The following is an 11,859-nucleotide window of genomic DNA, read 5'->3' as shown; positions in this document are numbered from 1 at the left end:
GGCGACGCGACGACCGACAGCACAGGCCCGGACTTGGAGACTGTACCTATGCCGAGCGATCTTCCCAACGAATCGGGACTTTCAAACGCCCTCCAGGCCCGGGCCCTGGCGACCTTCGAGCGCGCGCAGCTGCTCACCTCGGAGTCATCGCCCTTCAACCTGGTCGTGAGCCTCAAGCTCGAGGGTTCTGTGGACCGGGAGCGGCTGCGCGGAGTCCTCGACGTTCTTCAAGAAAGCCACCCCTGCCTGGCGGTGCGAATCTCCGGCAAGCCGGGGACGGCCACGTTCGAGCTCGCCCGAGTCCCGCCGATTCCGCTGGCCGTGCTCGAGCGAACCCGGGAGACGAGCTGGATCGGCGCGGTCGAATCCGAGCTTTCGACGGGCTTCGATCGCGCCACCGGTCCTCTCATGCGCTGCACCCTGGTCGATCCGGATGATTCCGGGGAGGACAGGGAGATTGTACTGACGTTTCACCACGCGATCGTCGATTCCGCTTCGGCCGTCCGGATTATCGACGAGCTTGTCGAACTGTGCGGCTCCGAGGCCCGCCCACCCAGTCATACCGGAGAGTCGCGGCAGGGGTTGCCGCCCGGGGCCGACTCGCTTTTCCCGAGCCGCTATCGCGGCGCGTCGAGCTTCTGGCCGAGTTGCCGGTTTCTGGCCAGGGAGATGGCCGGAGAGGTCGGTTATCGCTGGCGCACCCGCGCGCATCGGGCGCGGCCTCGGTTCTTCACCAGCTCGGGAGAGCCGGCACGAAGCCGAGTTCTGCCGATCGCTCTGTCCGAGCAGGAAACCGACACTCTGGTCCGCGCCACACGCGAGCGCCGACTGACGCTGAACAGCGCTCTCAATGCCGCCTTCCTGCTCGCCGTGGTGCGACACCGCTACCCCGGCACCGATCTGCCGCACCGCTATTTTGTCTTTCCGACTTTGCGGCCCTACCTCGATCCTCCTGTCCCGGAAGATAGCGACGGCAGCTATCTCACGACCCTACGCCTGACGGTCGGCGCCACCGAGACGCGCGATGTCTGGGATCTCGCCTCGGAGATCCAGGGACAGATTCTCAGAGCCGACGAACACGGCGGCCGGTTCTTCGCCACCCGCTTCAGCGCGATGTCCATGAAGATGATCCTGGGCCAATCTGACCACCGAATGAGCAGACTCGCCCTGAGCTACACCGGAGCCCAGCCCCTCGGACCGCGGCACGGTTCGCTCAGACTCGCCGAGCTTCACGCCTTCGTTTCCAACCTTCCGATCGGCCCCGAGTACACAGTGCAGGCCCGAATCTTCCGAGGCAGGCTCTGGCTGGACATTCTGTATCTGGATTCAGACATGGACGAGAGCGAGGCGCGGGCGATCGCCGAGGAGACGCGCCGGATTCTCTTCAGCCCATCCGACGGAGAGCCCGAGGCCGCCTCCGATTCCAAGGAAAGTAACCAATGACTGTCGACACCCGAGAGATCACCCAGATGGCCGCCCTGCAACTCGGCTGCGAGAACGTCCGGCTCGAAGACCGGTTGCTGGAGGATCTCGCCGCCAGCTCGGTCGATCTGGTCAACCTGACCGTGGCCCTGGAAGACCGGTACGGGATCGCGATTCGTGAGGAAGACGTCGCAGCCCTGCGCACGGTGGCCGATCTTCACGCGCTGGTCGACAGACTTCTGGCCGGTTCTTGAATGAGACGTTTGTGATGTCCGGACCTGACCGGGCCGAGACCCTGATCCAGTTGCTCGCCTTTCGTGCCGACGCCGAGCCCGACAAAGAGGCCTTTCGCTTCGCCGGAGAAAGCCAGTCCTACGGGAAGCTCTGGCGAAGCGTCAACCGGCTCGCCGCGAATCTCTTGGCGGACGGCTTGGGCCTGAGCGAGAGAGTGGTGCTCGCTCTTCCCAACGGTGCCGAGTTCTTCTACGTCTTCTACGGTGTGCAGCGTGCCGGGGGGGTCGCGGTGCCGATCTTTCCCGACTCGGGCGTCGAGCGAGTCTTCCAACTCGCGGCCCACTGCCAGGCCGGCACCGTCGTGCTCTCGGCTTCGCTTCCCGACGACGCTCTGGAGCGCTTCCGCGCCCGAGGGAGAACCGACTCGATTCGCGTTCTCATCGCCGAGGACTTGGCGCGTGGACTGCAGAATCAGCCGGAGCCGGAGTTCCCGGCCATTCAGGCGGATGATCTTGCCTATATCCAGTACACCTCCGGTAGCACCGGCAACCCGAAGGGGGTCCAGCTCTCTCACGCCAACTTGCTCACCAACGCCCGTCAGCTGATCGCGGGTATGGAGATCACGCCGGAAGAGATCTTTGTCAGCTGGCTCCCGGTCTTCCACGACATGGGGCTGGTGCTGATGACCCTGGTGCCGTTCTATCTCGGCGCCCGGTTGATCCTGCTTCCAGCGGTTCTGACCAATATCCGCGGCTGGCTGACCGAGATCGAGGCCAACGGCGGAACCTTTACCGCGGCGCCCGATTTCGCCTACCGGCTCTGCCTGCGCTACGTGAAGGACCCCGGCGAGCACGATCTCTCGAGCCTGCGGGTAGCGCTCAACGCCGCCGAGCCGGTGCGAAGAGGCACGATTGAGGAATTCGAGGCGGCCTTTGACCTGGACCGGGTGATGATGCCGGGCTACGGACTGGCCGAGGCCACGGTCGGCGTCAGCATGTGGGCACCGGGCACGAAAGTGAAGGTCGACGAACGGGGCGTGGTGTCGGTGGGCAAGCCGTTTCCGGAGATCGAGATCGCGATCCTCGAGCAGGATGGCTCCCCGGAGCTCTGCGCGGTCGGCTCGACCGGAGAGGTTCTGGTGAAGAGTCCCGCCAACACACGCGGCTACCTCGACAATCCCGAGGCCAGCGCCGGTCTCTTCTGGAGCGGGTTCGTTCGCACCGGCGACGTCGGCTATGTCGACGCGGAAGGCCACCTCTTCATCGTCGGCCGCAAGAAGAGCATCATCATTCAGGCCGGCCGCAATATCGCGCCGCGCGAGATCGAGGAGGTCGTAGACGCCCTGCCCTTCGTGCGCTACTCGGCGGCCGTCGGTGTCGATCGCGGCGGACTCGAAGGCGAGCAGGCCTACGTGTTCGCCGAGCTACGCGAGCACAAGACGCCGTCCCCGGAGGAGTGCGAAGAGCGGTCGATCGCTATCGTGCAGGCGATTCACTCCCACCTGGGACTGCGACCCGGGCGCGTCTACCTGGCGGCTCCGAAAACGATCCCGCTCACCCACAATGGCAAGATTCGCCACCTCGAGCTCGCGCGCCAGTATCGAGACGGCAACCTACGCGCGCGCGGCCAGCTGCTTTTCCCGTCCTGGTAATCGGGGACACCTTTCCAAGGTGTCCCCGCGTCGAGCTGTTACCCATTTCGCTCGAGGGCAAGCGGAGGTCGATCGCGACGCCCCCAGTCGACACGGTGGCTCGCGATTCCGGCGATTCGCGGCTGGAGGCCGGCCGTGTGCGCCTCGGAGCGAGCCTCTCCATCCGCTGATGGCTCGCGGAGAGGCGTCACCGGTGGCCTCTGTCGTTACTGTCGATTGAGGTGCCCTCGGCGACGCACGAGACCACGATGGCGCCAAAACCCAGCCCCAATCTCTCCGAGAGCTTGACCCCCACATTGGGGGTGAGGTCGAAGGTCAACATCGAGGCCTAGGTATTGACGAACCGACCCGGAAAGTTATCCGGGTCTTTCCAATCGGTCTTGAGACCGAAGGGCGAGTTGACCGCCAAACCAAAGTCCCAGGTCTCGTTGACCGGTTGCACCCAGTAGAAGTGGGGAATCGGCTCATGCAGGCTGTTCAGAGTCCCGGTCGACATCGGACCCGGAGCCGGCGCCAAGCCGACAAACTCTTCATCGAAGCTGTTGACCAGCGTGACTCCAACAGCAAGCTCCCGCTTTTCGAAGAAGGCCAGACCGCCGGCGTTGTAGAACAGCGTTGTCGGATCGTCGGCCTGGGCGACAAAAGCACCCGCCAGGCCCAGCGACTTACTGCCCTGCTCATAAAGCGAAAAGCCGCCACCGAGGGCGGGTTGCGCGAGCAGGGCGAGAACAGCGATCAGTAGTCTCGAGCTCTTGCTCGATTGCTCTTATACTCGGCTGGATGCTCCGGGGCCGCCACCCATGCTGAACGAGCGCACCGGCGAGCCTGTCGCCGCAGAGGGCAAGAAGGAACCGGACTTCGAGCTGTCGGTGGTGATTCCCTGTCTCAACGAAGCCGAAACGCTCGGTATTTGCATTCAAAAAGCACAGCGAGCCATGAGCGAGCATCGGATCACCGGTGAGGTGATCGTCGCCGACAACGGCTCGACCGACGGATCGCGTGAGATTGCCGACGAACTGGGCGCGCGCGTGGTCCCGGTCACGGAGCGCGGTTACGGCTCGGCTCTCATGGGCGGCATCGACGCCGCTCGGGGGCGCTACGTGATCATGGGAGATGCCGACGACAGCTACGACTTCACCGAAGTCCCCCGTTTTGTCGACAAGCTCAGAGAAGGCTACGACTTTGCCCAGGGCTGCCGGCTGCCCGGGGGCGGGGGCCGAGTGCTCCCCGGTGCGATGCCGTTCTTGCATCGATTCTGGGGCAATCCGATGCTCACCTACTTGGTGCGGCGAATGTTCCAGGCACCGATTCGCGACGTCTACTGCGGGCTGCGAGGCTTCACCAAGGAGGCCTACGACGAGTTGGGCCTGCGCTGCACCGGCATGGAGTTCGCCGCCGAGATGGTGATCAAGGGAAGCCTCTTCGGTAAGAAATTCGCCGAGATCCCGATCACGCTCCATCCGGACGGCAGATCCGCTCAGACTCCTCACCTCCGGACCTTTCGCGACGGCTGGCGCACTCTGCGTTTCTTCCTGATGTACAGCCCGAGGTGGCTGTTTCTCTGGCCCGGAATCCTCCTGATCCTGCTGGGCCTCGTCGGATATGCCGTGGCGCTGCCGGGCGTTACGGTTTTCGGCGCGATTCTCGACGTTCACACGCTGCTCTTCGCCAGTCTGGCGGTGCTGGTGGGCTATCAATCGGTGCAGTTCGCCGTGTTCGCCAAGGCGTTCGCGGTCAGCGAGAAGCTCGTGCCCGGCGACCCGAAGCTCAATTGGCTCTTTCGCACCGTGACGCTGGAACGAGGGCTGGTCCTGGGCGTCCTGGCTCTTCTCGTCGGGCTCTCGTTCCTGGGGGTCGCGGTCAACCAGTGGCGCCTGACCGGGTTCGGTCCCCTCGACTACGCCCGTTCGATGAGATGGGTGATTCCGGGAGTTACCCTCTCGGCTCTCGGAGTCCAAACGGTGCTGTCGGGTTTCTTTCTGAGCATTCTCGGCATGGCCCGGAAGTGAATCTCTCTGAGATGGTTCACGAGCGGTGGGTCGCGGGGCGCCGCGTGCGGATACTCGGCGAAACGCTAGCGGAGCTCATTCCCGAGAGCGCCAGGCTTCTCGACGTGGGCTCCGGTGACGGGCAAATCCCGGCCGTGATCCAGCGTTCCCGGCCGGACCTCGTGGTCCGGGGAGTCGACGTCCTGGTTCGACCGGACACTTCGATTCCGGTTCAGGCCTTCGACGGCGAGCGACTGCCGTTCGAGGACCAGAGCTTCGACACGGTCATGTTCGTCGACGTCCTGCACCACACGGAGGCGCCCCTCCGCCTGCTTCGTGAAGCGGCACGGGTCGCCCGTGCCTCGGTAGTTCTCAAGGACCACACCCTCAAAGGGCCCCTGGCCGGCGCGACCCTGCGCTTCATGGACCGGACCAGCAATCGCCGCTACGGCGTCGCGCTTCCCCACAACTACTGGAGTGAAGAGAAGTGGCTCTCGGCTTTCGATGAGGCCGGACTTGCCATCGAGGACTGGCGCTCACGGCTGGGGCTCTACCCCTGGCCCGCGAGCCTGCTCTTCGAGCGCGGCCTCCACTTCATCGCCAGCTTGTCGGTCCGGGCGACATGAAAGATCCGATTCTCCACACAACACCCGAGGAGTGCTGCAGCAGCGAGTGGGAGCAGGCGTATCGCCGGTTCGAGACACCGGAGCAGGAAGTGGAGAAATTCTCCAAGAGGTTCCTGGAACTCGGTGTCGAGAGATGGCCGCGTGAAACGAGGATAGCCAGTCTGTTCTGCGGCCGGGGCAACGGCATGGTGGCGCTGGAGCGAATGGGGTTCGAGCACTTGTCCGGCTTCGACCTCTCCGAGAGCCTCCTGGCTCAGTACTCCGGCCCGGCTTCGTGCTACGTCGCCGACTGCCGGAAGCCGCTTCCGGTCGCGCCTGGATCCCAGGACGCGGCGATCATTCAGGGCGGCCTCCATCACCTGCCCGACCTGCCCGGCGACCTCGAACGAGTGCTGGCGGAGATTCGGCGCATTCTCACGCCCGAGGGCCAAGTAGTTGTTGTCGAGCCCTGGAAGACGCCCTTTCTGGACCTGGTTCACAGCGCTTGTCGGTTCCCTCTCGCTCGACGAATCTGGCCCAAGCTCGACGCCCTGGCGATCATGATCGAGCACGAGCGCGACACCTACGAGCAGTGGCTCGCCCGTCCCCGGGAGATCCAAGCGCTGCTTCACCGGTACTACGTGCCCGTGCACGAGCGCCGGGCATGGGGCAAGCTGAGCTTCGTCGGCCGTCCGCGCTAGGGCGGCCTCACGGCCGTAACCGAGACCGGGCGCGAGCCATCTCGAGTCATGCCTCCTCGGCGGTCGGTCGGCGGCAGCGCACCCTGTCGAGAGGATAGGATCCGGCCATGAGTCGGCACGCCAATCCGCTGGTGCGCTTCGCCGTCGAGAGACGAGTGACCATGGCCATGGCGGTGCTGGGCGTGATGGTGCTGGGCTGGATTTCATTGACCCGGTTGCCGCTCGAGTACCTGCCGGCGTTCTCGTCGTCGTCGATCTCGGTACGGGCGTCGTATCGATCGTCCTCACCGGAGGAAGTCGAGCGACTCATCGTGCGACCGCTCGAAGAGTCGCTAGGGACGATCAACGGCATCGACACGCTATCGGCGAGCGCCGCCGCCGACTCGGCCCAGGTGCGACTGACCTTCATCGACGGCACCGACATGGACATGGCGGCGGTCGAGGTGCGCGATCGGGTCGATCGCGTGCGCCACCTCCTTCCCGACGATCTCGAGCGCATCTTCATCCGGCGCTTTCAGTCGTCCGACATTCCGGTCCTGCGCTTTGATCTCTCGGCCGAATGGCCGGAGGAGCGTCTGTTCGACTACGCCGACCAGATCGTGCTGCGGCGGCTCGAGCGGCTCGAGGGCGTGGCCCAGGTCGACGTCGGCGGCGTCCGCGAGCCCGAGCTTCAGATCAACATCGACCCGGCACGGCTGCAGGCCCATCGAGTCGATCTGCGCAGCCTGTCGACGACGCTTCGCGAGAGCAACTTGAATCTGTCGGCCGGTGACATCCGAGACGGCAATCGCAAGCTCCTGGTGCGAACGGTGGGTGAGTTCAGCACTCCACGCGAGATCGAACAGCTGGTCCTGCGCCCCGACGGCCTCAGGTTGGGCGACATCGCCGAGGTTTCCTACACCCTGCCCGAAAAGGAAGTCTTCAACTACCTGAACGGAGTCGACGCGGTCACCGTTTCGGTCAACAAGGCGTCGACCGCCAACCTGCTCGCCGTGGTCCAGCGCGCCAAGGCCGAGCTCGAGGCGATCAAGGGACTGCCCGAGTCCGAGGGCGCCCAGTTCCGGATCTACCAGGACGCCTCCCTCGACGTCCGCAAGGGCCTGGGGCAGCTTCGAGACGCCGGCCTGATCGGTGGTTTGCTTGCGATCGGAGCGGTGTTTCTGTTTCTCCGCAAGCTTCAAACCACCGCGCTGATCGCGATTGCGATACCGATCTCGGTGGTTGCGACCTTCGTCCTGATGTTCTTCTCGCGCCAGGCGGGGCTCTTCGACCTGACCTTGAACGTGGTCAGCCTGGCCGGTTTGATGCTCGCCCTCGGGATGCTGGTCGACAACTCGGTCGTGGTGATCGAGTCGATCTTCCGACATCGCAACGAGCTCGGCGAGGACGCCAAGACCGCCGCCCTCTCCGGCGCCGCCGAGGTCGCCCTGCCGATTACCGCCTCGACAGCGACCACGATCTGCGTCTTTCTGCCGTTGATCTTCCTTGCGACCGGCGGCCGCTTCAAGCTCTATCTTCAGAACATCGGTTGGACCGTGTGCATCGTGATGCTGGCGTCGCTGCTGGTGGCGCTCACCGTCGTCCCGATGGCGGCGGCGCTGATCCTGCGCGACCAGACCGAGCGCAAGGCGCTGTGGATCAAACGGCTGCGCCGTGGTTACGGCCGAATCTTGCGGTTGACGCTCGAGCGTCGCCTGGCGTTCGTGGTCCTGATCACGGCGCTTTTTGCCGGCACCATCTATCTCCTTTCGACCGTCGAGCAGTCGGTTTCGGCGCGAGCGCTCGAGCGCCAGATCATCCTCAAAGTAGACACACCCCGCCAGTACTCGCCCGAGCAGACTCGAGCTCTCTACAGCGAGCTCTACGAGCTGATCGACTCGAAGCGAGACGAGCTCGACATCGCCGACGTCGCCTACAACTACGATCGCGGCACCGGCCGCTCACGTGCGAGCTGGCGCAGGACCCGCCAGTTCGATATCTACCTCGAGGACGAGAGCGAGAGCACTCTGACCACGGCCAAGGTGCGCGAGAAGCTGCGCGGAATGCTGCCGGTGCGAGCCGGCGTCAACATCCGCATCGCGACCCAGCGGGGTCGCCATGGCACCTCCGGGGTCGAGATTCAGCTCATGGGAGACGATCCGACGGTACTCGCGCTCCTCGCCAAACAGGTCACCGGCGAGCTCGAAGGTCTGCCGATGGTTCGGGATGTCGACACCTCGCTCGAGAGCGGTGACGAGGAGATTCACGTCAGCGTGACTCCGGAGCGCTCGCTGCAGGCCGGGCTTTCGAGCCGTGCCGTCGCCAATACCGTGTCCTCGGCGCTCTCGACTCGTGACGTGTCCCAGTTCCGAACCGAGGATCGCGAGGTCGGGATCGTGGTCCAGTACAGACCCGAGGATCGCGAGACCTTCGATCAGCTGAAGAACGTGCCGGTGTTTGCAGCCGACTCTCAACTGCCGCTGGGAGCACTCGCCGATTTCGCCTTCGTGGAGGGGCCCAAGGCCATCGAGCGCGAGAACCGGCAAGCGCAAGTCACGATCTCCGCCAACACCTCCGATTCCAGGGCCGCCTTTGGCGCCATGCGCTCGATTCCGAGGATTCTCGAGGCTCTCCCCTTCCCGGCCGGCTACAGCTGGAGCTTCGGCCGCTGGAATCGGCATCAGCAACAGGATCAGCTGAGCGGCCTGTTTGCCCTGCTCTTTGCTCTGCCGCTCGTCTACATGCTGCTGGCGGCGCTGTTCGAGAGCTTCATCCAGCCGCTGGCGATCATGTTTTCGGTACCGTTCGCGGTTTTCGGCGTGGCGGTGGCAATGAAGCTGGCCGGCCAGCCCTGGGAGACCATGACCACCATCGGACTGATCATCCTGCTCGGAGTGGTGGTCAACAACGCCATCGTCCTGCTCGATCACATCAACCTGCTGCGCAAGCACGGCATGACGCGCAACGAGGCCATAGTCCTCGGTGGACAACACCGGCTCAGACCGATCGTGATCACGGCGGTAACCACGATCCTCGGGCTGCTGCCGTTGGTGGCGCCGTTTCTCCTGCCCAGCGTCTTCGGAACCGTCGAAGGCCGCGCCGCCAGCTGGGCGCCGATCGGGCTGGTGATCATCGGTGGACTGACGACGTCGACGTTCCTGACCTTGCTGATTCTGCCGACCGTCTACTCGATACTCGACGACGCCACGATCTTCGCGCGGCGGGTGGTGCGAGCGCTATGACGCGGCGGCTACGTAGTCGTCACGATTGTCATTTCGAGTCGAAGACGAAAAATCCCTGCACGGAATGACAACGCAAAACCGGCTCGGCTCCTGTAATCTTCCCTCCCGATGCTCGCTTTCCTGAGCTCTCGTCTGGCGGTTCTCTTGGCTTTGGTCCTCGCCCTCGGCGCGGGAGCCTGCGGCAGGTCCGCGGCCGACGGCGACGCCCGCGATCAGGGCGATCGGGGCCGGAATCACCGGCGGGCTCCGTCGGTGAGCACCGCGGTCCCCGTTGAAGTGGCTCCGGTCGAGCGGCGTTCAATCTCGTTCTACATTCAGTCCAACGGCACCCTCGAGGCGGAGAACGAGGTCGACGTCGTCGCACGAACCAACGGCCCGATCGAGGAGCTCCGCACCGAGGAGGGTCGCGTCGTTTCCAAGGGCCAGCTTCTGGCTCGCATCGACGACGACGAGATCCGCTCGCAGGTCGAGATCGCCCGGGTTTCGCTCGAGGAGGCGCGACTCAACTTCGAACGGGCGGAGCGGCTCTACAGCATCCAGCTTGTCAGTCCGGAAGAGTACGAGCAGGCCAGGAGCCGCTTCGAGACCGCCCGGGCCCAGTACCAGGGCAACCAGCTCCAGCTCGGCTACACCGAGATTCGGGCGCCTTTTTCCGGTCGTATCGTCGCGCGCTACATCGACGCCGCGCAGCAGGTTTCGGCCGGGACTCCCTTGTTCCGGCTCTCGGATTTCGACCCGCTCCTGTGCCCGGTCCAGGTACCGGAACGTGAGCTCCCCCGACTGGTGGTTGGGCAGGCGGCTTATCTGACCGTGGAGGCCTGGCCAGAGGAGCCCTTCGATGCCAGCGTGCTTCGCATCAGCCCGGTTATCGATGCCGACACCGGCACGGTCAAGGTCACTCTCGACGTCAGCGCTCGGGACAAGCTCCGGCCCGGGATGTTCGCGCGGGTCTTTCTCAAGACGGAGACCCACGACAGCGCCGTCGTCGTCCCCAAAACGGCGCTCTCCCTCGAAAGCCTCGGGGATACGGTGTTCGTCGATCGAAACGGCACTGCCGAACGGCGCGACGTCGAGATCGGGTTCGAAGAGGGCGACTCGGTCGAGGTGCTGTCGGGAGTGTCGCCCGGAGAGCTGGTCGTCGTCGTCGGTCAGGACGGCCTAAGCGACGGCACGCCGATCCAGGTGCTCGGAGGTGCAGAAAGCGGCAGCGCCCGAACGGCCACCGGCGGCCACCCGCCCGGGGGCGGCCCGCCGGACCCGAGCCAAATGGCCCCGGAAGATCTCGAGCGGATGAAACAACGAATGCGCGAAAACACCGAAGGCCCCTCGCCCACACAGAGGTAACCTCGGGGACAAACAGATGAGCCCCCAGACTCTTTCTTCCCAGCAGTCGGCCGATCCTCCCGGTCCGAGACCGCTTCCGCTCTTCGGTAGCCTGCCGGAGATCCGTCGCAACCCGATGGAGTTCTACGCCCGGCTGGCGCGCGACTACGGCGGTTTTTCCCGCTTCTACTATGGCCGCAAGCCCACGTTCCTGGCGGCAACGCCCGAGGCGATCAAGGAGCTCCTGGTCGACAAGCGCGAGATCTATGTCAAGAACACCCGCTACGCGGCGATTCGCCGGGCGATCGGCAACGGCCTCCTGAACAGCGAGGGCGAGCTCTGGAAGAAACAGCGCCGCCATACCCAGAACGTGCTCAATCGCAAGGCGATTCGCGACCAGGTGCCGCAGGCCGCCGAGGTCATCGCACCTGCGGTCGAGCGCTGGCGCGCTGCGGCGAAGAGCAGCGAGCCGATAGACATCGAGCCCGATCTCACCCGCATGGTGCAGCTCCTGATCGGCCAATGGGTTCTGGGCTCGCAGTACGAGCGCTACGGCGGAGAGGTCACCGAGCTGGTCGCGGCCGTGCGCCAAGCCTGGCCGGAACCACCGCGCTCGATGTGGGCATCACTCAAACTGCCGCCACTGCTACGTTTGCGCAAACTCGAAAGTCTGCTCAAGAAGCTCGACGAGATCATCTATGCGGTCATTCGCAG

The 11,859-nt window shown here is 64.7% G+C and carries 10 protein-coding genes; 9 read left to right on the top strand and 1 reads right to left on the bottom strand.

Going from position 1 to position 11,859, the window contains the following annotated elements; all coding sequences use genetic code 11:
• Positions 1 to 48: 48 nt before the first annotated feature.
• Genes GY769_12375 through GY769_12365 form a run of 3 tightly spaced genes read left to right on the top strand, consistent with a single transcriptional unit; the run spans position 49 to position 3,307 of the window.
• The gene (locus tag GY769_12375; protein MCP4202716.1) at positions 49 to 1,443 is read left to right on the top strand and encodes a hypothetical protein; all 1,395 of its coding nucleotides are present in this window, start codon (positions 49 to 51) and stop codon (positions 1,441 to 1,443) included.
• Complete coding sequence (locus GY769_12370; protein ID MCP4202715.1) at positions 1,440 to 1,676, top strand: acyl carrier protein; 237 nt, start codon at positions 1,440 to 1,442, stop codon at positions 1,674 to 1,676. The genes GY769_12375 and GY769_12370 overlap by 4 nt, the downstream gene beginning before the upstream one ends.
• Before the next feature lie 14 nt (positions 1,677 to 1,690).
• Entirely contained in the window at positions 1,691 to 3,307 is a 1,617-nt protein-coding gene (locus tag GY769_12365; GenBank protein ID MCP4202714.1) for a fatty acyl-AMP ligase, read from the top strand.
• 328 nt (positions 3,308 to 3,635) lie between these two features.
• Here the strand turns inward: GY769_12365 and GY769_12360 are convergent, their stop codons facing one another.
• Positions 3,636 to 4,046 (bottom strand): hypothetical protein, encoded by a 411-nt coding sequence (locus GY769_12360; protein MCP4202713.1) that lies wholly within the window; start codon positions 4,044 to 4,046, stop codon positions 3,636 to 3,638.
• Between the two features lie 61 nt (positions 4,047 to 4,107).
• Here GY769_12360 and GY769_12355 point away from each other — a divergent pair, with 61 nt between their 5' ends.
• The 6 genes from GY769_12355 to GY769_12330 all read left to right on the top strand — a co-directional run.
• Positions 4,108 to 5,316: a glycosyltransferase family 2 protein gene (locus GY769_12355; protein MCP4202712.1), complete on the top strand. Its 1,209-nt coding sequence runs from the start codon at positions 4,108 to 4,110 to the stop codon at positions 5,314 to 5,316.
• Positions 5,223 to 5,921 (top strand): class I SAM-dependent methyltransferase, encoded by a 699-nt coding sequence (locus GY769_12350; protein MCP4202711.1) that lies wholly within the window; start codon positions 5,223 to 5,225, stop codon positions 5,919 to 5,921. The genes GY769_12355 and GY769_12350 overlap by 94 nt, the downstream gene beginning before the upstream one ends.
• Positions 5,918 to 6,601 (top strand): methyltransferase domain-containing protein, encoded by a 684-nt coding sequence (locus tag GY769_12345; GenBank protein ID MCP4202710.1) that lies wholly within the window; start codon positions 5,918 to 5,920, stop codon positions 6,599 to 6,601. Before GY769_12350 ends, GY769_12345 begins: the two co-directional genes overlap by 4 nt.
• Positions 6,602 to 6,708: 107 nt before the next feature.
• On the top strand, positions 6,709 to 9,822 hold the full coding sequence (locus GY769_12340) for an efflux RND transporter permease subunit (protein ID MCP4202709.1): 3,114 nt from the start codon (positions 6,709 to 6,711) through the stop codon (positions 9,820 to 9,822).
• 108 nt (positions 9,823 to 9,930) lie between these two features.
• Complete coding sequence (locus tag GY769_12335; protein MCP4202708.1) at positions 9,931 to 11,166, top strand: efflux RND transporter periplasmic adaptor subunit; 1,236 nt, start codon at positions 9,931 to 9,933, stop codon at positions 11,164 to 11,166.
• Positions 11,167 to 11,182: 16 nt separating this feature from the next.
• Positions 11,183 to 11,859 (top strand): cytochrome P450 (locus GY769_12330; protein MCP4202707.1); only part of this gene is annotated, 677 nt, incomplete at its 3' end.

It is taken from the genome of bacterium (assembly GCA_024224155.1).
Classification (GTDB): domain Bacteria; phylum Acidobacteriota; class Thermoanaerobaculia; order Multivoradales; family JAHEKO01; genus CALZIK01.
This window is presented reverse-complemented; position numbering and strand designations above follow the sequence as displayed.